The sequence below is a fragment of the Parasedimentitalea marina genome (genome assembly GCF_004006175.1).
GTDB classification, from domain to species: Bacteria; Pseudomonadota; Alphaproteobacteria; order Rhodobacterales; family Rhodobacteraceae; genus Parasedimentitalea; species Parasedimentitalea marina.
The window spans coordinates 1,828,642-1,851,330 of record NZ_CP033219.1 but is presented as its reverse complement, the minus strand read 5'-3'; the positions used below and the strand labels follow the sequence as shown (position 1 = coordinate 1,851,330).

Genomic DNA, 22,689 nt, shown 5'->3' with positions numbered 1-22,689 from the left:
CGATATTATGCGCAATCAAAAGGGGCATTCAGGTTGAGTGTGTTCATTTCCAAACCTCTATAATTGCCCATTTCCTTGTAGTCAGTTTCTCGCCCTGAATGCCCGCTACAGACCCCTTTATACGATTGTGTTGGTTAGGGTCATGACGTCAGACACAGCCACGCTCAATGTATCGCCGGGCTTCAAAAACCGCTTGGGCGTTCTGCTGCCTCCGGTTCCGTTGGGCGAACCTGTAGCGATGACATCGCCGGGCTGGAGTGTGAAAAGCGTAGAGATATATGCGATTTGTTCTGCGATCGAGAAGATCATTTCACGGCCATATGCGGCTTGTACGACGTCTCCGTTCAAGGTGACGGTCAGGTGAAGGTCTTGAGGTGGCAAAAGCGCCTCAGCTGTTGTGATCCATGGACCCCAAGAGCCTGATTTGGCAAAGTTTTTGCCTGCGTAGATCGAGTGTTTCTGCCAGTCGCGCACTGAACCGTCGTTAAAGGCTGAATATCCCAGAACGTGATCCATTGCCTCAGCGACCGAAACATGCCGTGCGGGTTTACTGATGACCGCAGCGATTTCGCCCTCATAGTCAAAGCTATTTGCAGCCTCACCTGATGGAACTTCCAGTGCGGCGTTATGGGCCAATAATGTGTCGCGCTCTTTTCCGAATAGAATGATGTTATCGGGGTTCGGAGGGGCGACGCCATCAACGGGGTAAGGTTTGGGATAATTCATACCGACGCAAATGATTTTGCGCGGGTTTGGAATGGGTGGCTGAAAAGTGATGCGGTCGCATGGCAATGGGTTTCCAAGATTGTCTGTGTCATGCAGTTTTGACACGCCATCTGCATCTAGAAGATCCCGCAATGTGGGGTATTCGGCGATAATGGCAGGGCTTGCGGGCATCACGTTTTCGCCTTCGAAGATGCCATAAAGGGCCTGGTGATTATAAATGAACGATCCGATGTTCATGCTTTTGCTACTTCGAAAGTGGCCTCGTTCATTCGCAGCACGGCGGTAAGCGTATCGTTAAACGGCGTAGGGATCCCTAGTTCACGACCCATGACAGGGACGATACCGTTAATCGCGTCGAGTTCCGACGCGTGCCCCGCCAAGTGATCCAACAGCATCGATGGGCGGGCATGAGGCATACTGCTGCCAAATGCAGTGACATATGCCACTGGGTCATCAAAGGACAGGGGCACACCCTTTGCCTTTGCAATAGCAAAGGCTTCGGACATGGCGCCAAGCGCGATGGGCCAGTATTGGGGGTGAGCCATCAGTTCACCAACTGTGGTGTTGAAAGTCGCGCAGGCCGCGCTGAACGTCACATTGCACAGGAATTTCTCCCAAATTAACTGGGTGATGTTTTCAAACGCTTTGACGTTGAAACCCGCGCCTTGCCAGACTTTCTCTACGCCATGCAAACGATCTGTGAGACCTCCGTTGATCTCGCCGATGCGGATGAGTTTCATGGCATTGTGGTGGGCGTGACCTGGGCCTTTCATGGAGGCGCCAAAACCGTCAGCAACCCCCAGCAGGACATTGCCCGCTGGGATATGCTGGGCGATGCGTTCACCTGAGCCTAAACCGTTTTGGATTGTCAGAACCAGTGTATCAGGGCCGATGGCAGCAGCGGCGGCCTGTGCGGCTGGACCAACGCCAGAGGCCTTGGTCGCGATCAGGCACAGGTCACAGGTTCCAACATCCTCAATCCGGGTGGTGGCGCGCAGAGTTTTGACAGTGCGGTCCCCGCTCGCGCCTTCAACTCGCAAGCCATTGGCATTAATGGCGTCAACATGGTCGGTCCATGTATCTACGGCCCAAACCTCATGGCCTGCGTCAGTAAGCAGGGCCGCGTAAATAGAGCCCATTGCGCCAACGCCCAACACTGCGATTTTCATATGGTTTGCATCCTTGCTGCTGGCAGGCGGATGTCAAAACGCGCCCGTATTTCTTGTTCGATGTCGGCTGGTATGTAGCGTGGAAAATGACCGGCCAGGGTATCAGACACGGTTTTTCGCGCCGCTGCATTGATTGTCGGTGCGCCGTTTGCGAGCCAGGCATCTGGGGCCTGGCGATCCGCATGGGCTGGATAGACAAAATCTGACTTCATTCGGGCGTAAGTGTCAGGAAGGCCTAAGAAATGACCTTCGCCGCGCACCGTTTCAGCAATGATGTCAGTGGATAAGGTCGCCGCGCTCACCTCGATTGGGGCAGCTGACTGCAGGATCGCGCCGAGCATATCGTTGTCGATCACATAAGCCTCAAATGAAGTCGCCATGAGGCCGGCCTGAGTGCCCGCGGCTTGTGTGATGAGGTTGGTGCCAGCTTGTGCTGCCATGGTGACCGAGAGTGCTTTTTCGTACCCTGACTGCGCATCGGCAAGCTTGCTGTCGGTGGCCCCAGCAATCGTGGAATTGGGCAGTCCATAGTAACGGGCTATTTGGGTGGATGCAGCAGTCAGGATGGCTTGTTCACCACCACCGCCCGCCATACCTCCGGATCGCAAGTCAGTCACCATCGGACGCGCGCCGTAAATCGCTCGAACGTCTGGGTCCAACACCCATGCAAAAACCATACCCGCCAGGGTTTCGGCGTTGGTTTGTGCGAGGCAGCCGGCAATGGTTACAGGACTGGAAGCCCCCATTTGCCCAAAGGTATTCACCATCACTGGTAAGCCACACCGAACGGCTTCGGCCATGATTTCACAAGCGCCAGCATCAAATCGCAATGGGGGCACGACGTGATTTATATTGAGTGACAGAAATGGGCGATCACGGAATGCTTGCTCTGATCCGGCGATGAAGTAACACATTTGCGCGATATCGCGTACGTGGGCAGGTTCGCTGGCACTGACCATCACATGTTTGCTTGTTCCGGCAAGCGACGCGAAGGCGGTATTCACGTCCATGCTATGTGTTGATGGCATGTCGCCTGCAACCATCGCGCGCGAGAAGAATTGCACATTTTCGAGTGTATCTACCAGGCGTGCTGCATCGTATAGATCTGCCAAGGTGGCAGAGCGGTAGCTACCGTCCTGTGCATCAACAACGTAGGGTGATGCGCCGCCTGATCCGGCGTGCACCTGTGCATTTGACAGATCTAGGTCACGATCGGGCGTGCGACCATAAAGTGTAACATCGTTTCGCAATCCAGCGAGGGCCTTTGTAACCAGTTCGATTGGGAATGTGATCCTGCCGTCATCTGTTTGACGCCCACCGCGTTCGGAAATGGCACGGACGACAACAGAGGGCGCTTCGCTGATCCCGGTTTTGTCTAATATCTCAAGAGATGCGGAATGGATCTGCGCGATATCATGCATGCTCAATGGCCTTAGGCGTCCGCCGACCGGTGCTTTACGAGGTAGAGCATGCTCTGGCTGCACAACGCCACTTTTCCGGCGTCTACCAGGACGGCGGCGGGGTGCATTGTTCGTCGTGTCGTCCATAAAAGAATTCCATTGCCAACAGAGGCATAATTCTTTGAATCGGGTGTCTCGACAAGTGACTTGTCCGCACCGTATGAATAAAGAAATCTGTATCCATAGGGCCGTTCAATTGCACAAAATACCGGGTAAGCTCCCTTTGACGGCACTGCGCACCTTTGAAGTCGCGGCCAGACGGCTGAGTTTTAAGGACGCCGCTGAGGAATTATGCGTGAGTGCAACAACGGTCAGCAACCAAATCCGCCAGCTGGAACGGGATTGGGGGTGCAAGCTGTTTGTTCGCAAGACGCGTGCGGTGGTTCTTACGGATGAGGGGCGTTCGCTCAGCGCTGTGGTGACCCGGTCTTTTGATGACATCAGAGCGGAGATTGAAAAACGCATCCGTCCATCGCGAAAGGTTGTAACGCTTGCTGTTGGTCCCATTTTTGGCGCCCGCTGGCTGATCCCTCGCCTTGCGCGTTTCCGTGAAAAACACCGCAATATTGAACTGGTCTTGCGCGATTGCCCGCGGATCACAGATGCCGCGATGATGACAACGCATTTGGCGGTGGATTGGGGGACAGGCGATTGGTCGGGTCTTGAAAGCAACCGGTTGCTGGATATTACTTATGCGCCTGTATTGAGCAACGCGTTACTTGCGGAAGGCCCTAAGCTTCAGATCCCGAAAGATTTAGAGCGCTACCCGATCATTCATCAACGGGATCGTTCAGAGTGGATGGCGTGGTTTGCACTGGCCGGATGCAAAGATGTCTCGATAGAAGAAGAGACAGTAATCACTGATACCAACACGGTCATACAAGCGGCATTAGACGGCCAAGGGATATCGTTGGGCATTTTCCCGTTCGTTCATTCGGATCTGAAGGCTGGGCGCCTGGTGAAACCGTTCGATATCGACATGGCACCAGAGCGTTCGTTCTATCTGTTGAGCAAATCAAGCAGCGAGCGTACTTCAGAAGTTGCGGCGGTGATGCAGTGGTTATTGGCTGAAGCCGAGTTATAGCCATGGCTGACCGGGGGGCTGCGTGGTGGTCTGGCAAACCCGGTTTGGACCGTTTGCTACACTCTGCAAAGGGGCAAACTGCGCATTGCTACCGTTAATCGTTGTCGCGCCTAATGGCAGGTTCCAGCCCTTTTAAGATCTTGGTGCGCCGTGCAACATCCGGCACCTAGGGCGTGAGCGGGCCCTTGTGCGTGGTCTAAGTTGAAAGCAACTACGCAACTTATCCAGCCTTCGCAATGGATCGATAAATCCCCATTGTTAGTGGGATTACCACTGCCCCAGTAAGAGGCGGGTTAGTGTGAAACGGATCTCACGCAACCCGTTGCTCAAGATCAGTCAGCACCTGCTTGAGGTCTTCAAACTTGGCCTTGGTTCTGATGTATGAATTCCGCGAACCAGAATAATGCTGATGTTTGACCACTTTATCTAAATGCCCCCATGGGAAGTACCCCGACATTGAATATCCACCCTGCCCACTTGTAGACATTGTTGTGGCTCGTGAAACGGCCTCCCGAACCAACTTTTTAGTCTCTGCAGCTTCCGCTTTATTGTCTTCCCAATCCTTGACTATTGCCTGAGCCGCTTCCGCCATAGACTGTAGTTTATCTGTATCCGCGACAACGGATTGTAGCATTTCCTCAACCAACCTGGGTGCGTTATCATAGGCTTGCTGGGCGGCTTCAACGCTTTGATGTAACTTCCCGGTTTTGCAGTTGGCTTCCAGTCGGGAATTTACAGTTTCCAATTTCTTCAGAGCACTAAGAAGTTCCTTATCGTCCTGACCGGCTTCAGAACGCGATTTTGTGATCATAGCTGAAATTTTATTGACGGTGGGAATAAGGGTATCATTCAACCCCGTCGTCGCCGTTTCAAACCATTCGTCTGCTGAACGACCTAACCTGCTACCCGTCGTGCAATCCAAAAACATTTCCTTCGCATGCACCGCTGCGGTTTCGACGTCTTTTGCCAGTTTCATAATCTTCTTAAGCGCGTCTTCTAGCTTGTCGACCACTTTGAAACTTCGCTTGTCGGGTGAGGCTTCGGTCGTTGTGGCGTCTATTTCATCCGCAAGTGTTTTGAACTCTGCAGTGGCCGTTGTAACGCGCCGGCTGGCATCGCCCAGTGCAGACGCCACTAGGCGCAGCGGAAATTCGTCGGAATGAATGCCGTTTTTCTGAGCCTGAAGTGCAACCAGACGCTTTATAAAGGTTTCACTTGTTTCTTCGGTGAGCTTGTTCAGGTTGAGTTCGGCCTCAGAACTGCAACGCAAAGCGCCTCGCTGGTCGCCAGCTGCAAGGCATTTCTTCCCTTGTTGCACGGACTTAATAAGCTCGGCTGTTCTTTCTTTCGAAGTCTTATTCAGAAAATCTATAATGACCCGCAGAACATTGCCGACTTTAGCCTGGAATTGATCTTGTTTGGCCCGAACCGCCTTTTCGTGGAAAGCAATTCCAGCAACCAGTTTTTTGAGAAGAATGCGATCATTTTTAGCAGGAAAGGCAGCAATGACTTTACGGGCCTCTCCTTTGATACTGTCCAAAACCTGAATGGTTTCGTCAAACGCGCGCGCGGTTGTTACTCCGTTCAAAGTCTCAAGCTTGGACTGGAATTGTGGGATCATCACATTCAGGTCTGACGGATCCTGGACGGTTGAGCCTAATGTCCGTTGCCACCATTCTACTGTCAGCGGATCACGCGCTGTCGCCCGGCCCAAAACGCCCTGATTTTTGGACTTACTGCTCAGCGATTCCTCGCCAGAGATATCGCCATAATTGCGAATTAAAATAATATCGTCTTCGCCGAAATGGCGTTTCTTGTCATGCTTGATCCTGAAAACAAGATTCTTTTGTACCAGTCCAATTTTGCAATAGGGCTTTTTTAGCGCAGCCCCGGCGGCCTGGCCCATCAAGTTTTTGGCACGTGCAAGGCCAGTGGAATCAAAGTCCACACCGACAAAGGCGCGGGCATCATTCCATTTGAACTGGCGGAGTTCGCGCTCATATTCCTTTTCCGATTTGTCCATTTTGGGAAATTTTGCCATACGCACAATCCTTTTTGAACCTGAAAAGGCAAAAGAATAAAACCGGCTAATTCCAGCCGCCTTTGCCCAACTTGAATGCAATCTTTTGCATGTTGTCGCTTTTTCAAGTTCCAATCAAGCTGTCCTTCATCCCCAAAGCGGGACGGTCACCTGAGTTGTGCTGTGTCGTTGACCGGAACCACCTGCCCCCCCAAACAGAGGCTTCGACATTGCAAAGGTCGCTTCCTGCGCAGAGCTGACGGTGATCGCGCTGATGGTCTGATGCCTTAAAAGCGGACTCTGCGGTCAATCGATGCAGTTGAACGAATGTCGGCTTTCGCGTGCGTGTCGACGAAACACTCGAATTGAAAAGACGTCAGAGAAAGTCACTTTCTTTAATCGGGTACTCCGAGAGGCACCAAATAGATCGGCGCGTTTGGCCGTTTTCAGGTCGGATGTGTTGGACTAGCGCACCATTGAGATGTGGGATTTACGCGATCTTCAAGCCTGCGGATTTCCGCAGACTGACTTGGGAGAACCTAATTGGCAGCTATTTACATACCCTGTGCTCCCGTATCACAAGTGAAGTCATAGGAGCGGTCAATGCAAACTGAACCAGATATCGAAGGCGCGCCTGGGAGGATGCGAAAAAGCGTTCTCGGCGTGTTGTTGGTTACTGTAGTGCTTGGCATCGTCGCGACATTCTTTGGGGCCCGGCACTATTTTGAACGATTAGAGGGTGAAGCTGCGTCCAACCGTTTGGTCCTGTACTTGCGAGCGCTAAATGAAACGCTGCGACAGCACCAACACTTACCCTTCATTCTTGCTCGCGATCCGCGCTTTGCTGAGGCCCTGCAACCTATCTCGGTCGAACCGAAAATGAACGAGCGATTGCAGCTTTTGGCTCAAGAAGCCAAACTTGAGGCAATATATCTGATGGATGCCAGCGGGCGCGTTCTTGCAACGTCAAATGCCCGCCAACCCCATAGTTTTCTTGGGCAGAACTATGGTTTTCGCCCCTACTTTCAAGGGGCGCTACAAGGCCAACGCAGCGACTACTTTGCAATTGGTGCTACATCGGGTCGACCTGGGTATTTTGTTGCCGAGCCGGTTTCGTTTGCCGAAAACACCCAAAAAGGTGTCATCGCGATCAAGCTGGATGTGAGCGAATTGCAGCGATCATGGGAAAACGACAGTGAAACGGTCGTGGCCATAAACAAAGACAATATCGTGGTCCTTGCCTCAAACCCAGATTGGCTCTACCGGCCAGTCATTAGCCTAAATCCGGAAGTACGAAATGCAATCCTTGAAAGTCGGCAGTTTGGCAACGAGCAGCTTACCCCTGTGGATTGGTCTTTTTGGGGTGAAAACCGTGCCAATGTGGAAGGGACCAGCTATTTGGTGGCTTCGGGGGACTCTGAATGGCGCGACTGGACTGTCCACTACTTGCAACCCGAAAGCATCATTCTTCGCAAAACGCTTCTGACAACGGTTTTTTTTGGTAGCATTATCACCTTCCTTCTGGGTTTTGCCACGTTTCTTCGATCCAGGCGTATCGAACTTGCCTACACCGCATCAGAACGGCGGCGGACGGAGTTATTTGAGACGAACCAACGCCTAGAGCAGGCACAGACCGAGCTTGCGCGAAGTGCAAAACTGGCGGCTCTTGGGCATCTCGCAGCCTCAGTCACTCATGAATTGGGTCAGCCGATCAGCGCCTTTCGAAACCATCTTGCAGCGGCCGAAATGGGCAATGAGATTACGTCGCATCAAACGGCTGAAAATTTGAACAAATTGGTCGACCGGATGGAGGCTATCACTGGTCAATTCAAGTTTTTCGCACGTGGGCGGGGTGACAAAAAAACGAATGTCGATTTGTCGGTTGTCCTGCAGGAAGTTGAGAATTTGCTGCGGGCAGAAATTGTGGCCGGAAACATCGATTTTCAATCTGCCGATTTACCCATTCCCATCGAATTGCACGCGCATCAGATCCAGCTGGAACAAGCCCTGATCAACCTATTGAAAAACGCGATCCATGCCGTCGAAAATGAACCCCAGCCCAAGATAACAATTGATATTGTCAAAGGTTTGGACAGTGTTGCAATACATGTAACGGACAATGGCCCGGGGCTTGCAGGGACTGCCCTTACAGACCTGCAAGAACCGTTTTACAGCACCAAACCCTCTGGTGTCGGCATGGGGCTTGGCCTTGCCATCGCGACAGAGATAATCAACGATCACGGCGGGGAGCTGACCCTGGGTGAAGTCACCAACGGGGCGAAATTTGTGGTTACGTTGCCGGTTGGAGACATTGAGCCAACGCAAACCGATGGGACGAGAACGTGACTACAGGTACAATTCTTGTTATTGATGATGATCGCGAAATGCGGGCCTCATTGGAGCATTTGTTGCAGAGCGCTGGCTACGACACCGTGATTGCAAAGAATGGGCTTGAGGGACTGGAAGCCCTACAAAAAAACGCCCCAGACGTTATCCTGAGTGACGTTCGAATGCCCGGAATGGACGGGTTGGAGTTTCAGCTTAAAGTCCGTGAAACCAGTCATGTGCCGGTTGTTCTGATCTCTGCACATGGGGACATTCCGATGGCTGTTGGTGCCCTGCAGAACGGCGCGTATAGTTTTATCGAAAAGCCGTTCGCACCGCGTCGCCTTTTGGGAATTCTCAAAAATGCCCTCCGCATGAAGCGCTTGGAGGACAGTACGATACTGCTGCAAAGTCGGTTGGCTGAGTTGACCGATTTGGAGCGCATTTTGATTGGCAACAGTGCTCAGATCAATGCGGTGCGTGACACTGTCTTTGATTTTGCGCTGAGCCGTGCAAATGTTTTAATCCTTGGTGATACGGGCACCGGTAAGGAATTGGTAGCGCGTGCGTTGCACGATCTTGGCACATCTGCCACTGCCCCGTTCGTGCCGGTCAACTGTGCTGCGATCCCACCGGAACGGTTTGAGGAAACAGTGTTTGGCACCAGCGAAAACCCACGCGGTTTGATGAGTCAAGCAGACCATGGAACGCTGTTTCTGGATGAGCTAACTTCGATGCCATTCCAAACGCAGGCCAAGTTTCTGCGTGCGATAGAGACCAAGCAATATCAACGGGTCGGTGAGACCGAGGTTCAAACGGTTGAATTGCGTGTGATCAGCGCGGCCTCTGATAAAATCACTCAACGGGTCGCCGATAAAACCTTCCGCGAAGATCTTTTGTTTCGCCTAAACACACTCGACATCGTACTGCCCTGTCTGGCCGATCGCGGAGAGGACGTATTGCTATTGTTCCGTCATTACATGCAGCGGCTCAGCCAGCTTTACGAATTGCCGATCCCAAAGCTTACGAATGACGATATTGCGGCGCTGATGTCCTATGACTGGCCCGGCAATGTGCGCGAATTGCAAAACGTGGCGGAACGGCGGGTGTTGGCAGAACGGCGCGGTGGCGGCTCTGTTCGGCATGCCATTGAGCGGCAGGCCCCCTTGCAACCCTTCCCTGAGACCCTGCGAGAGGCCGTTGCTGCGTTTGAGCGCGAACTGATCAGCCGCGCAATTCAAGACAAAGACGGGCGCATGGACGATGTCGCCGCTGTCCTTGGCATAGGTCGCCGCACATTGAACGAGAAGATCGTCAAGCTGGGGCTTGATAAAGAAGCTCTATTGAAGGGCTGAACAGGCCTGAAGAAATCCGCAGGCAGTATTCGTTCTCTCCTGCAATTTCCCTCATATCGTGCGCCCTCCCCGTTCTGCATGAACGTCACAGGCCGGTTTCGGCTTCGTTTCTGGGAGGAAGAACTATGAAAATGTTGAAAGCAATCGCTGTAAGTGCCGGTCTTGTAACGTCTGGCGGTGCGTTCGCAGAAAGTGCCGATTATGTCTTGAACACGGCATCTACGGGCGGCACGTATCACCCCGTTGGCACTGCGATCTCAACCTTGTCGAAAATCAAATTGCTGCCAAAGCAAAAATTCTCGCTGACGGCCGTGAACTCGGCAGGCTCGGGCGCAAACGTGCAAGCCTTGTCCGCAGGCACTGCTGATTTCGCCATTCTGCAAGGCCTGTTTGGGTCTTATGCGGTTACAGGCACCGGCCCCGTAAGTGAGCCGCAGGCAAACCTTCGCTCTGTCACAATGCTGTGGCAAAACGTCGAGCAGTTTGTCGTGCCGACAGAAAAGGCCACGACCGGGACAGTTGAAGATCTGATTGCGCTCAAGGGTACGCCCGTCGGTATGGGTAAGCAAAACTCTGGCACTATCGGGTCCAACACTGTTTTGTTGTCCGGTCTAGGCCTGGACGTGAGCTCTGACTTTACTTTGATCCATGCAGGCTATGGCCCAACGGCCGATGCACTGGCAAACGGTCAAGCGTTTGCTGCGGGTATCCCGTCTGGCCCTCCAACAGGTGCAATCACTAAGCTATTGGCCTCTAATGAGGGTGAATTTACGATCCTTGATGTGACGGCAGATCAAGCCGCTGCAATGGACGGTGGCCGTAACCTTTGGGTGCCCTACACAATTGCGGCAGGCACGTATCCGGGCCAGGCTGAGGATGTAAATACAATCGCGCAGCCTAATTTTTTGGCCGTAAATGCGGACGTGGATGAAGAGCATGTCTATATGTTGACCAAGACAATGTACGAGAACCTGCCGTTCCTGCAGGCGATTCACCCCGCGACTAAAGCCATGATGATTGAATCTGCAATGGCCGGTCTGCCAGCACCTCTGCACCCCGGTGCGGCACGCTATTACACCGAAGTTGGTCTGGAAATCCCAGCAAACCTGATCGCGAAATAAGGCAATAAACGATTTAAAGGGGTAACTATTAAGTTGCCCCTTTTGTGCCAATTGGGGGGAACCAATGACACTTTCTGTTTCGAACGGATCAGCGACGCGCGACATTCTTTTGAGTATGCCATTGGGCAAATTTGAACGCCGGCACATCGTGTTCCTTTTCGCAATGTGCTTTGCCATTTGGCACGTTTTGACGAACGTCTATCTAACCGAGCCCGGACTTTGGCAGAACGCAATCCACTTTGCAGGTTTTGCATTTCTCGCGTCTATTACGATCAGTCCTTGGGGTGAACGGTCGGGCCAAACATGGGCTTGGGTTGCTGATATCGTCTATGGCCTGCTTGTGGCGGGGGCTGCACTTTGGGTGGCTTGGGCTGAAAGTGGATTATATGAACGTTCCCTCGCGGTCACAGGTTTGGGCTGGCAGTTTACGTTCATCGACTGGGCCGCTGGATTGCTGCTGATTTTCGCCTGCATTGACCTGTCGCGTCGTGTCGCTGGCTGGGTCATTCCGATCCTGATCGTCTTGTCTCTCAGCTATATTCTTTTTCTGGGCACTATGTTGCCCGGCGTCTTTCGATCCGCCAGCTTACCCGTCAACGACGTGTTATTTCGCACCCTTTACAATGACGAAGGCATGTTTGGCGTCCTTGGCAACATCTCGGTCACCAACATCACTTTGTTCATGATTTTTGGTGGCTTTCTTGTCGTCTCTGGGGCCAGCAATTTCGTCATCGAAATTTCCAAAGTCGTTGCGGGCCGTGTCAAAGGTGGCGCAGCCTTTGTCGCGGTCATCTCTTCGGCACTTACGGGCACAATCTCAGGGTCTGCAATTGCCAACACAGCCTCGACCGGGGTCATCACCATTCCGCTGATGAAATCCAACGGATTCCGCCCACAATTTGCTGCGGGTGTCGAGGCCGCGGCTTCAACTGGCGGCCAACTCATGCCGCCAATCATGGGGGCCGGAGCCTTCGTGATGGCCAGCTACACCTCTATCCCATATGGCACGATTGTTGCCGTGTCCGTTGTCCCCGCGATCCTCTACTTCTTGTCAGTCGCATTTATCGTGCGCATTGAGGCGGTTAAGTATGACGCCGGTTCTGAAATTGATCTGACAGTGGATCGTGGCAAGATGCTGTCTGGTGGCTTAGTGTTTGTCATCCCGCTGACAGTAATGATCTGGTTGTTGTTGACAGGTGTAACGCCATCCTACGCAGCCTGCTGGGCAATTGCCGCCGTGGTCGCGACCTCGTGGTTGACCAGCCTTATTGCACTTTTTGACAAAGATGGCGCATTCAAACCCGTCAACATGGGCCCTGCAAAGATTTCAGAGGCCCTCGTCAGCGGTATCCGCTCTGCCATTATGACAGCGATCTTGTTGACCGCCATCGGGATCATGAACAATGCCATCGTGACCAGTGGTGTTGGCAACAGCTTCTCCTTGATGATCGCGCAATGGTCGCAAGGCTCTCTGGTACTGGCCATTGCGTTGATAGCGATTGCTTCGCTGGTACTGGGCATGGGATTGCCAGTAACCGCGGCCTACATCATCCTTGCGATCCTGACGGCACCAGCGCTGGCAGGGATCATGGCCGATGGCTTGATTGCCGAACAGCTCGTTGCTGGGATCTCTGATCCCGCTAAATCAGGACTGTTTTTCCTTGTGGATCATCCACTTGTCGCGCAAGTGACCACGGGTATGACCAAACCCGAGGCATGGGAACTGATCCGAAACATCCCGTTCGAGATCGCAGTTACGATCCGTCCCGTCATGGTCGACCCAACATTGCAGATAACCTTTCTACTAACGGCTCACTTGATCATTTTCTGGCTCAGCCAAGATTCCAACGTGACACCGCCTGTTTGCCTTGCAGCGTTCACTGCTGCCGGAATTGCGGGGTCTCGTCCAATGGCAACCGGCTTTGAAAGTTGGAAAATTGCCAAAGGCTTGTATGTCGTACCGTTGTTGTTTGCCTATACACCTTTGATTTCTGGAGACCTGGTAGAGGTTGCTCAAATCGGGTTCTTCGCACTTTTCGGGATCTACGCAACCAACGCAATAATCCAATGGTACGCAGAAGGCCCAATTGGGCCCATAACGGCGCCGCTTTTGGTTTTGGGCGCAATCGGAGCTTTTTGGCCGTTAGCTTTACTGCCCAATATCGCAGGTGCAACAGCTATCGTAACTGTGATTGTATTGTCATCCCGTCGAAAGACTTAAGGGTATTGGCCCCTCCGGACTGTCGGCGGGGCCATCCATTATAGTTTGATCACAACCTTTAACCAGCATCCGACTGCCGACATTCGAGCAAACCACAGCATTTGGCTTTTTGGGCTCGCCCCGGATCCTTACTGCACCGGTTACCAAGGTCGTTAGTGGGCCGTTCGCTACTTCTATGGACGCCCGAAATGGGCCAATGACCGGAACAATACAATTGGGCAAGGTTTTGTCCTCCCTGTTACCGGGCGGCCACTTGGTCAAACACAAACTCAGACGACAGTGCGGTACTGATATCGCCCCAACTGAAGCAAACCAGCGCTGCGGGGCAGCTTTTACAAAGCGGTAATTTCAGCAAATAAATTTCAAAGGACAAGACGTTGTCCCTGCCACGCCATTTATTCGTTTTTCATCTCAGGCGGCCTACATCATTTTAAGTTGTCAGGGGGAACGGAGAAATTTTGATGTGTCCATTCATACGCCACGCGGCCTGTACCCTGTTACTGCTTATTGCATTTCTTCCGAATCCAGCATTCGCCTATATCGGCCCGGGTGCTGGTCTTGGAGCTATTGCAGTCACCTTTGCGCTGATATTCGGGCTTGCCCTCTTAATCGTCGGTCTCGTTTGGTACCCGCTGAAGCGAAGGCTGAAGAGAATGAAGAAGGGCACCGAAATAGGCGACGAAAAAACCGGTTCCTGAATGATAATGACAATTGCCATTTCGATGACAGCGGTTGTTGTTTTTGGCATATGCTTTGGCCTGACGGGGATCGCGGGCGTCGCTCACCAAGTCATGCTGACGACCTCTGCGGGGCTGTCTGCAATGATGAACCCTGAGATTGATGACAGTGCCAAGGAGATAGCAGTCAGACGCGCTGGTCTTTCACTTATTAGGGCTGCTTTTGGGATTTTCTGGCGTTTTGCTTTTGCGTTAGGCGCCGCTGCAGCGCCTATATATGCGGCAAGCGGTTTAGGTCTGGTATCAAGCGCCGATGTTTTTACTGTGATGTTTCGGCTCGATTACATTGTCGGTGTGTCAGCCGTCATGATCCTGGCGACGGCGCTGCTTCGTCCCAGCAACAGTTCGACCGATAATATGTCTGTGTCAAAGAACCAATACTCTGCGACAGATAGGTTCTTTCACGAACTTGCGTTTTCCTCCCCTGCCATACTCAAAGGCGTCTCCTGGATCGAGGACAATACAATGGCGCGGTCCGTCCCGGAGGCAGTAGACGCACCCATTTTCATAACATCCCTCGCGCGCGGCGGAACAACGGCCATGCTCAATGCCCTGTCCGATATCCCGGGCACAGCCACACATATATTTCGCGACATGCCTTTTTTAACTGCACCTGTCCTCTGGCATCGCCTCTCTGGCGGTGACAAGCGAACTGTCCAACGGCACCAGAGAGCACATGGAGACGGACTGGAAATCGATTTGGACACACCGGAGGCATTTGAAGAGGTTGCCTGGAAAATGGGTTGGCCGGAAAAATATACTGCTAGGGGCATAGACCTGTGGCGTTCCTCAGATCACAACCCCAGGTCCGAACGCTTCCTTCGACATCATATGGCCAAAATCACATATGCGCGGCGGCTTCAGGGGCGCATCAAAGGAGCCTCAAAGGTACACTATCTTTCCAAGAATAATGCCAACATAGCGCGCCTTGGATTCCTGTTGGAAACGTTTCCGGACTGTAAGATTGTCGTTCCGGTTCGCAGGCCGGAATGTCATGCGGCATCCCTATTGCGCCAACACTGTAATTTCCTGAAGAAACACCGCGAGGATGACTTCATCCGTCACTACATGCGCGACATCGGCCATTTTGAATTTGGTGCAATTCACCGCCCTATTCTGTTTGAGGACTTTGTGCCGGGCCACTTCGATCCTGCAAACAGCAATTACTGGATGAATTACTGGATACACACATTCCGCCACGTGCTGGAACATCGCGACAAGTTAGCACTTGTCCTGCAAGACGATCTGCGTGCGACACCAATGGCAACGATGAACGGCCTGTGCGAAAAGCTTGACCTGGAATCCTATGGCGTCAACTTTCATCGGTATTTTCACCGCGATCCCGATGTCGCCAATATCGAGGGTTTTGACCCCCAAATTTTTGAAAATGCATGCGACATCTACCACAGGATCGCACGCTTTGCAGTAAACTGAAGGGGGCAACTTGTACGTGCGTCACAGCCATGGAAGCCAATATATGCTGAGGTCAATCAAGTCATTTTTCTCGTTGTTTACTTTACTTAGGGGACGTTGACAGTCGCAGACCGGTCGCTAGGGTATTGAGAAGAACTGTAGGGAGTTCGAGCAGAATGGATTTGGAGCGGATTGTTTTCCGCAAAATCGAACTGTGGGTTGTCGGTCTTCTGCTTGTGATGGCGGCGATAGGCATGCTTGTTTTTGGCGCCATCGTTTATGACACGACTTCAGGCAAGGCGCGGTTCGGAAAACTTGGAGAAGTGGCGGTCCTGATCGCAAAAACTCCCTGGACTTTCGAGAAGGTTGTAAACGAAGACAACCGCGTCCAGTCAACGGATCCAAACCGCTTTGACGGTGCAGGCGGCTGGAGGATACGACAGGAAGGCCTTCCCGAAGATATCTCCGGCTACTTGCTGTTAAGTCGCCACGACGGCGACCAAAGCAGACATGTCATAGAGTTGTATGACCTCACTGATTTGTCGTTGGTTCACCAATGGTGGCCCGACGTTGAAATGTTGCTCGCGGACGCCCGCCGGGACTGGAACTGGATGGATTATACCGCATGGCGACGGGAAGCCTGGCGCGCCATCCATCCGCTTTTGTTCGGGAACGGCGATTTAGTTGTAAAAGACCATTATGCTCCGCTTATTCGCATTTCAGCCTGTGGGGACCGGGTTTGGATGAAGGATGACGTCCACTACCACCATTCATCCGAATTCGATGGCGAAGGCGGGTTTTGGATCCCAACGCTTGCCGCACGTTCAGACCTGCCGGGAACCGAGGATTGGTATCTAGAAGACACCCTGACACGTCTGTCACCCGAGGGAGACGTGCTCTTTCAACGCTCTTTAGCAAAGGTCTTTATCAAAAGTGGCCTTTACCATCGCTTGTTCTCAGCAAGTCTGCACGCCAATGATCCATTTCATTTGAACGACATCGAACCGGTTCTGGAAGATGGAAAGTTCTGGCGAAAAGGTGATCTTTTCCTGAGCATCCGACGTTATTCGACAATCCTTCAGTACCGCCCCTCGACGGATGAAATTGTCTGGATGAAAGAAGGCCCTTGGATGGATCAACACGACGTTGATATTTTAGGTGAGACAACCATTGCCGTTTTCAACAACAATGTCATCAACACTGGAACCGGAGAAAAAGTGCGAGATGTGTCCGAGGTGTTGTTTTATGACTTTGAAACCGACACGGTTTCCAGCCCTTTTCGCAAGACCATGGAAACCTATGGAATAAAAACACTGACTGAGGGTCTCGTCGATTTTTTGCCCTCTGGCCATCTGTTGCTGGAGGAAGAGAACGCTGGCCGTCTCATGTTGTTTTCTTCGGATGGCGAATTCATAGCCAGCTTTATCAATAACAGTGCGAAGGGCTTAGGCTATAGGATGGGGTGGAGCCGATACATCCCTGATGCGCTGGGTGCCCAGGCTGCAACAGCACTTGAAAACCATGACTGTGAGCAAAACCTTTAATCCCAGAATGCAGCCAGGTTTTGAACTTGTAGGGCAAAGGATCATCAACAGCCGATGCACATGTCTGACACGATTGGGCGACCTATTCGGTTCTTCATGACTGCAGTTCAAGTGAGCAACTATTCCGGAGCAAGAGCTATTATGAGTGACCTGCCAACAGCGGATTAAATGCTAGGGGTTCGTGTGTTTTCTTGCAAAAGGTATTGGCTTGAAACACTGGCTGGTCGGTCGATTCTGTCAGCTCTCCTCTCCACATGAAATAACAAATCCTTAGGGTGTTTTTCATAAATCAAAAATCAACTTTGGGTTTCAAAATTGGACGAAATCTCCCTAAATACCGAAGGATCTTCTAAAAATTTGACAAAATTGAAGGTGGTCTGGAATACTCCCGACTGTTGGTTTTTGACAAGACTAGTGGCGCGACCATGCGCGGACAAACCAGACAGTCCGCCGTCTGCGGTGAGTTCAAGCGAGTGTCCCTTAGACCGAGAACTTGATCCTTCCATATTTGAGCAGTGCAGCGAAAAGTGCGTGCCCGGTAGGGAGCGTTGTGTATGAATACTGTTACTGAGTTTAAGCGACTCAAACCTTCTGCAGCTTCACAATCAGCCCGCCGGGCTGCGGCAGAAAAGCAAAGAAAAGTTCTCATCGCTGGTGGAGCGGGTTTTTTGGGATCTCGCTTATGCAGTCGCTATCTGGAATACGGGTACGAAGTCACCTGCCTAGATAATTTGTCGACAGGTCGTCTTTGCAATCTCAAACAGCAGTCCCGGAATCCCAAATTTACGTTCATCCACCACGATGTCGTAAACCCGATAAACCAGAAGGGCCGCTATGACTTCATTTTCAACATGGCTTGCCCTGCGTCTCCTCCGAAATACCAATCGGACCCCATCCAGACGATGAAAACCAGTATATATGGTGCATTCAACCTTTTGGATGTGGCCCGCAGGTCAAACGCCAAGATTTTGCAGGCATCGACATCTGAGATCTACGGTGATCCAGACGTGACCCCACAGACCGAGCGTTATCAGGGCAACGTCAACACGGTTGGTCCCAGATCTTGTTATGACGAGGGCAAACGCGCCGCCGAGTCGATCTTTCATGATCACAGGGAAACATATGGAACTGACATTCGCATAGCCCGCATTTTTAACACCTATGGCCCTGGAATGGACCCGTTAGACGGACGTGTTGTGTCCAATTTCATCAACCAGGCCTTGGATGGCCAACCCATCACAATTTATGGCGATGGGTCCCAAAGTCGGTCCTTTTGCTATTTGGACGACATGGTTGATGGGCTGATCACCTTGATGCACACCCCAGGCACTCATTTTGAGCCAATCAACATTGGTAATCCGGACGAATTTACCATGGTTGAGCTGGCTAATCTTATCCTGAAGAAAATAACCACGCTGTCCAGAATAACCTATTCTGATCTTCCCGAGGACGACCCCAAGCAAAGACGCCCCGATATTAGCAGAGCCAAAAAGTACCTTGGCTGGGCCCCCAAGATTGGCCTAGATCAGGGCTTGGATCGGACTATTGCCTATTTCAAAACCGAAACAAGCCAAGACAACCTGTCAAATCCTGCGGTAGCCCGATGACACGTACCTCTGTTTTGGTCACTGGTGGTGCAGGCTTCATTGGCAGCCACACTTGTCTGCAACTGGCCGCAGCGGGCTTCCTACCTGTGGTTATCGATAATCTACGCACTGGACATGCGGAGGCTGTCAAGTGGGGTCCACTAGAGCGTGTCGACATTCGCAACAGTTCAGCAGTGGCTTCGGTTATCAAAAAATATCACTGCAAAATCGTGATCCATTTTGCAGCAGCGGCCTATGTTGGGGAATCCGTTATCTCGCCTGGTCTCTACTATGACAACAACGTTGGCGGAATGATTGGCCTGATCAACGCCATGCAATCGACCAACACCAGATCACTCGTTTTTTCCTCTAGCTGCGCCACTTATGGCATTCCGGACCGGCAACCCATCAGGGAAAACACGCACCAAAATCCGATTAATCCCTATGGGCGCACCAAACTCATATGCGAAGATATGATAAAGGATCACGCGGCTGCCTGGGATTTGAACTATGCGATGCTGCGGTATTTCAATGCTTGCGGCGCCGACCCATCTGGGCGCCTGTCCGAGCGTCACGACCCGGAAACCCACCTCATTCCGCTGGCCTTGATGGCCACTGCTGGGGCCCGACCGGGACTTAAGGTTTTTGGCACCGACTACCCCACTCCCGACGGAACCTGCATTAGAGATTATATTCACGTTGCGGATCTTGCGCGCGCTCATGTGCTGGCCGTCGAGAGGCTGATTGAAGCAGAAAGAAATCTGGCCTTGAACCTCGGATCTGGCAAGGGGCATTCCATCCTCGAGATCATTGCAGCAATCGAGGATGTGACGGGTCGAAAGACACCTTGGACTGGCGCAGAACGCCGTGCCGGGGACCCCCCAGTTCTGGTGGCCGACACCGCTCTCGCCAAACAGGAATTGGGATTTACGACCTGTCAGTCCGATCTGCACAACATCTTGGCAGATGCGGCCCCGTCCTTTGGTCTGGAGGCACTTGATGATCTCAGAGCCTAAAGTCGATCTATCAACAGAGCTGTCAGGTTCGGTGCAGGTATTCAGCAAATCCGTCTTTGGTTTTGGCTTGAAAACCAAATACAACTGGATGGTCCTAATTTGGCTGGGCGCTGCCCTCTGGTTTTGGGGATGGTGGTTTTTGCCAGAACATCGGGGGAGCGGGTGGCAATATTGGATTGCGACCTTGGGGTTGGGTTGGCTGTTTTTTCTTCAGCTGTTTTTTGTCTGGGTGTTTCGCAAAGCAAGGATCCCGGTTGCGGACCCGCTGCCGCCTCAGAATACCCGTGTAGCCATGATCGTTACCAAAACCCCATCAGAGCCTTTTTCCCTGCTGCGGGAGACTCTGACGGCGATGCTCAATCAGACCTATCCTCATGACACTTGGCTCGCGGACGAAAACCCAGATAGTGAAACTTTGGACTGGTGCAAACAACACGGGGTATTTGTGTCGACCCGGTTTGAACACCCTGAGTATCATCAAAAGGAATGGCCGCGCCGCACTAGATGCAAAGAAGGCAACCTTGCATATTTCTATGATCACTATGGCTATCAAAATTACGACTATGTCTCTCAACTTGACGCAGACCACATGCCAAGCGCAACTTATCTGGAAGAGATCATGCGCGGCTTTGCAGATCCTAAAGTGGGCTATGTCAGTGCCCCCAGTATCTGCTCACGCAATGCAGATACCAGTTGGGCAGCCAGAACCAGATTGCATACTGAGTCTGCTTTTCATGGGATTTTCCAGGCGGGCTATGCCGGTGCAATGGCCCCGATGTGTATCGGCTCTCATTATGCTGTACAAACCAAAGCCCTGAAAGAGGTCGGAGGACTTGGTCCTGAATTGGCAGAAGATCACTCCACGACGATGATTTTGAACGCAGGTGGCTGGCGCGGCGTACACGCCTTGAACGCCATCGCCGAAGGAGATGGTCCCGCCACCATTACAGACTTGTGCACGCAAGAGTTTCAATGGTCTCGCAGCCTGTTCACAATTTTTCTGAAATTCACCTCTGGCTACTTCTCCAAGTTTCCACTTCGGCTAAAGTTCTTGTTTCTATTCTGCCAGCTGTTCTACCCGTGTTTTGCTTTCTTCATGGCGCTTCTTTACGCGCTGCCGATCTTGGCCTTGCTGTTGGATTTTCGATATGCCGAAGTGACTTATCCGGCCTTCATTCTGCACGCAGCGCCACAGGTCTTGGCACTGACTTTGATTGCCTATCATCTGAAGGCAGACGGGTTTTTCCGGCCCTATGACGGCTCGGTGATCAGCTGGGAAAAGACACTTTTCCTTGGGTTGCAATGGCCTTGGGTCCTTTTTGGATGTGCCATGGCGCTTTGGGACAGGCTGTTTGGCGGGTTTGTTGATTTTCGGATCACCCCTAAAGGAGAAGCTACACAAGAGGTTTTGCCGCTCAGGATTGTGCTGACTTATGCTGGTTTGTCATTGGGCTGCATTCTTCCGGTTCTCCTGGTGGATGATCTGCGAAACGCACATGGTTTCTATCTTTTGACGGCGATTAGTGGTATTTATTACACTGTGATCACTGCGGTCATCGTGTTTCAGCATTTTCGCCGGGTACAGTTCACCAGAAACAGATCTTTGGCCAACTGGGTCAAGGTCACGGCCCCTTCTGTTTTGGTCGGTCTGACACTGTTCACCATTCAGGAACGCGGCCTCGAGAGCCTTTACGCTCTGTCAAAAGGACTCGAGCCTTTTAGGTTGATACATGTGCAATACGCTGTTGCCGGTGCGGGCATGGGCGGGCCAGGAACCGTTGTCTTAATCTATGATCCTGGCTGGAAGAGATAGCACAAGTTTAGCAGGGAGTATGAACAATGATTACCTTTCTGAGTATTGGCTGCTTCAATGTAAAGCGTCAGGCGATAGTGTCCTCGCTGTTCACCTGCCTCGCCTTTCCTGTTCTGGCGGCTCCTCCCGGTGAGCTGCCATTTGGGGTGTATGATCCCAATGGTGGCTTTACCAACGACACGGATGTGCAGATTGAACACTTGTTTCTGCCATGGGAGGATGTCTTCCTGCCCTCACTGTTGGATGCGGACAGCTATGCGCTGGAACGGGGACGTTCGGTTCTCGTTACGATTGAACCCTGGACCTGGACCGCAGATGAACGCAATACGCCTGAAATTCTGATCGCAGGCATCGCCAATGGCACCTACGACATCAACATTCAGGCGATTTGTGGTGTTTTGAACGACTTCAAAAGCCCGGTCACCATTCGCTGGGCTCAGGAAATGGAAGATGCATCCGGTCAATTCATTTGGGCCGATTGGGATCCGGACATTTATATTTCTGCTTACAAAAGAGTGGTAAGTACTTGCCGGGAAATCTCTGACAAATTCGATTACATGTGGTCACCTCTTGGCCATGAAGGCCTGGCAGAATATTTCCCCGGCCCCGATTACACCGATATCATCGGACTATCCGTTTTTGGCCTGCAGGCTTGGGAAATTGATGTTCTTGGCCAGGAGCAAAGTTTCCGCGATATTTTTGAACCCCGTTATCAACGCGCGTTGCAGTTTGGACTTCCCATCGCGGTCGCAGAGCTCGGTTATGTGGGCAGCGATTCATATGTTGCAAGGTGGAATAACGAGGTACGCCAAAACCTGGAAGACTTCCCTGAATTACAGGCGGTCATATACTTCAACCAGCAAGAGGTTTACCCTTGGCCTGAAACGGATGACTTGCCGGATTGGCAGTTCCCACAGAATTCTCTTGGAACGCAGGCAGCCTCTTTGGGGCGCTAATTCCTTACTACTGGCGGATTTCTGCCACACTGGCCTTGCCAACAGAATGTCTCGTTGGGTTCTGGAAGATGTCTTTCGCCACAATGGCTTGACCTGATGTATTTCAACATTATTCCGGAAGTTGGTTGTTATATTCTGCCAAT

The 22,689-nt window shown here is 52.0% G+C and carries 15 protein-coding genes and 1 pseudogene; 12 read left to right on the top strand and 4 right to left on the bottom strand.

The genetic code is table 11. The features are described 5' to 3' along the window. Window positions 1-117: 117 nt before the first annotated feature. From EBB79_RS09015 to EBB79_RS09005, 3 genes are read right to left on the bottom strand one after another with little or no spacing between them, the layout of a single operon-like run. On the bottom strand, window positions 118-963 hold the full coding sequence (locus EBB79_RS09015) for a fumarylacetoacetate hydrolase family protein (RefSeq protein WP_127748593.1): 846 nt from the start codon (window positions 961-963) through the stop codon (window positions 118-120). Beyond that, on the bottom strand, window positions 960-1,895 hold the full coding sequence (locus tag EBB79_RS09010) for a ketopantoate reductase family protein (RefSeq protein WP_127748592.1): 936 nt from the start codon (window positions 1,893-1,895) through the stop codon (window positions 960-962). Before EBB79_RS09010 ends, EBB79_RS09015 begins: the two co-directional genes overlap by 4 nt. Continuing rightward, entirely contained in the window at window positions 1,892-3,442 is a 1,551-nt protein-coding gene (locus tag EBB79_RS09005; RefSeq protein ID WP_127748591.1) for a trimethylamine methyltransferase family protein, read from the bottom strand. The genes EBB79_RS09010 and EBB79_RS09005 overlap by 4 nt, the downstream gene beginning before the upstream one ends. Window positions 3,443-3,515: 73 nt before the next feature. On the opposite strand from EBB79_RS09005, the gene EBB79_RS09000 reads away from it, so the two are divergent. After that, the gene (locus tag EBB79_RS09000; RefSeq protein ID WP_164860776.1) at window positions 3,516-4,439 is read left to right on the top strand and encodes a LysR substrate-binding domain-containing protein; all 924 of its coding nucleotides are present in this window, start codon (window positions 3,516-3,518) and stop codon (window positions 4,437-4,439) included. 310 nt (window positions 4,440-4,749) lie between these two features. Here the strand turns inward: EBB79_RS09000 and EBB79_RS08995 are convergent, their stop codons facing one another. After that, on the bottom strand, window positions 4,750-6,594 hold the full coding sequence (locus tag EBB79_RS08995; protein WP_127748589.1) for a hypothetical protein: 1,845 nt from the start codon (window positions 6,592-6,594) through the stop codon (window positions 4,750-4,752). A 468-nt stretch (window positions 6,595-7,062) separates the two neighbouring features. On the opposite strand from EBB79_RS08995, the gene EBB79_RS08990 reads away from it, so the two are divergent. The 11 genes and pseudogenes from EBB79_RS08990 to EBB79_RS08940 all read left to right on the top strand — a co-directional run bounded on the left by EBB79_RS08990 (window position 7,063) and on the right by EBB79_RS08940 (window position 22,546). After that, window positions 7,063-8,805: an ATP-binding protein gene (locus EBB79_RS08990; RefSeq protein ID WP_127748588.1), complete on the top strand. Its 1,743-nt coding sequence runs from the start codon at window positions 7,063-7,065 to the stop codon at window positions 8,803-8,805. Next, window positions 8,802-10,139 (top strand): sigma-54-dependent transcriptional regulator, encoded by a 1,338-nt coding sequence (locus EBB79_RS08985; RefSeq protein ID WP_127748587.1) that lies wholly within the window; start codon window positions 8,802-8,804, stop codon window positions 10,137-10,139. The genes EBB79_RS08990 and EBB79_RS08985 overlap by 4 nt, the downstream gene beginning before the upstream one ends. Before the next feature lie 125 nt (window positions 10,140-10,264). Then, window positions 10,265-11,260 (top strand): TAXI family TRAP transporter solute-binding subunit, encoded by a 996-nt coding sequence (locus EBB79_RS08980; protein ID WP_127748586.1) that lies wholly within the window; start codon window positions 10,265-10,267, stop codon window positions 11,258-11,260. Window positions 11,261-11,324: 64 nt separating this feature from the next. Beyond that, the gene (locus tag EBB79_RS08975; protein WP_127748585.1) at window positions 11,325-13,481 is read left to right on the top strand and encodes a TRAP transporter permease; all 2,157 of its coding nucleotides are present in this window, start codon (window positions 11,325-11,327) and stop codon (window positions 13,479-13,481) included. Window positions 13,482-14,185: 704 nt separating this feature from the next. Next, the gene (locus tag EBB79_RS08965) at window positions 14,186-15,652 is read left to right on the top strand and encodes a sulfotransferase (RefSeq protein WP_164860775.1); all 1,467 of its coding nucleotides are present in this window, start codon (window positions 14,186-14,188) and stop codon (window positions 15,650-15,652) included. A gap of 155 nt (window positions 15,653-15,807) precedes the next feature. Continuing rightward, window positions 15,808-17,175 (top strand): arylsulfotransferase family protein, encoded by a 1,368-nt coding sequence (locus tag EBB79_RS08960; protein WP_127748583.1) that lies wholly within the window; start codon window positions 15,808-15,810, stop codon window positions 17,173-17,175. Window positions 17,176-17,235: 60 nt separating this feature from the next. Continuing rightward, window positions 17,236-17,340 (top strand): annotated as a pseudogene (locus EBB79_RS25600) (IS5/IS1182 family transposase); the annotation flags it as partial. 389 nt (window positions 17,341-17,729) lie between these two features. Beyond that, the gene (locus EBB79_RS08955; RefSeq protein WP_127748582.1) at window positions 17,730-18,782 is read left to right on the top strand and encodes a UDP-glucuronic acid decarboxylase family protein; all 1,053 of its coding nucleotides are present in this window, start codon (window positions 17,730-17,732) and stop codon (window positions 18,780-18,782) included. Next, window positions 18,779-19,777, top strand: coding sequence for a UDP-glucose 4-epimerase GalE (gene galE / locus EBB79_RS08950; protein WP_127748581.1), 999 nt, complete (start codon window positions 18,779-18,781; stop codon window positions 19,775-19,777). Before EBB79_RS08955 ends, galE begins: the two co-directional genes overlap by 4 nt. After that, window positions 19,761-21,590: a glycosyltransferase family 2 protein gene (locus EBB79_RS08945; RefSeq protein ID WP_127748580.1), complete on the top strand. Its 1,830-nt coding sequence runs from the start codon at window positions 19,761-19,763 to the stop codon at window positions 21,588-21,590. The genes galE and EBB79_RS08945 overlap by 17 nt, the downstream gene beginning before the upstream one ends. 26 nt (window positions 21,591-21,616) lie before the next feature. Beyond that, complete coding sequence (locus tag EBB79_RS08940) at window positions 21,617-22,546, top strand: glycoside hydrolase family 26 protein (protein WP_238705037.1); 930 nt, start codon at window positions 21,617-21,619, stop codon at window positions 22,544-22,546. Window positions 22,547-22,689: the final 143 nt, after the last annotated feature.

What these genes read in the sequence shown, in the direction of transcription:
- EBB79_RS09015 (WP_127748593.1), bottom strand. Translation starts at nt 963, where the DNA reads ATGAACATCGGATCGTTCATTTATAATCACCAGGCCCTTTATGGCATC.
- EBB79_RS09010 (WP_127748592.1), bottom strand. Translation starts at nt 1,895, where the DNA reads ATGAAAATCGCAGTGTTGGGCGTTGGCGCAATGGGCTCTATTTACGCG.
- EBB79_RS09005 (WP_127748591.1), bottom strand. Translation starts at nt 3,442, where the DNA reads ATGGACGACACGACGAACAATGCACCCCGCCGCCGTCCTGGTAGACGC.
- EBB79_RS09000 (WP_164860776.1), top strand. Translation starts at nt 3,516, where the DNA reads ATGAATAAAGAAATCTGTATCCATAGGGCCGTTCAATTGCACAAAATA.
- EBB79_RS08990 (WP_127748588.1), top strand. Translation starts at nt 7,063, where the DNA reads ATGCAAACTGAACCAGATATCGAAGGCGCGCCTGGGAGGATGCGAAAA.
- EBB79_RS08980 (WP_127748586.1), top strand. Translation starts at nt 10,265, where the DNA reads ATGAAAATGTTGAAAGCAATCGCTGTAAGTGCCGGTCTTGTAACGTCT.
- EBB79_RS08975 (WP_127748585.1), top strand. Translation starts at nt 11,325, where the DNA reads ATGACACTTTCTGTTTCGAACGGATCAGCGACGCGCGACATTCTTTTG.
- EBB79_RS08965 (WP_164860775.1), top strand. Translation starts at nt 14,186, where the DNA reads ATGACAATTGCCATTTCGATGACAGCGGTTGTTGTTTTTGGCATATGC.
- EBB79_RS08960 (WP_127748583.1), top strand. Translation starts at nt 15,808, where the DNA reads ATGGATTTGGAGCGGATTGTTTTCCGCAAAATCGAACTGTGGGTTGTC.
- EBB79_RS08955 (WP_127748582.1), top strand. Translation starts at nt 17,730, where the DNA reads ATGAATACTGTTACTGAGTTTAAGCGACTCAAACCTTCTGCAGCTTCA.
- galE (WP_127748581.1), top strand. Translation starts at nt 18,779, where the DNA reads ATGACACGTACCTCTGTTTTGGTCACTGGTGGTGCAGGCTTCATTGGC.
- EBB79_RS08945 (WP_127748580.1), top strand. Translation starts at nt 19,761, where the DNA reads ATGATCTCAGAGCCTAAAGTCGATCTATCAACAGAGCTGTCAGGTTCG.
- EBB79_RS08940 (WP_238705037.1), top strand. Translation starts at nt 21,617, where the DNA reads ATGATTACCTTTCTGAGTATTGGCTGCTTCAATGTAAAGCGTCAGGCG.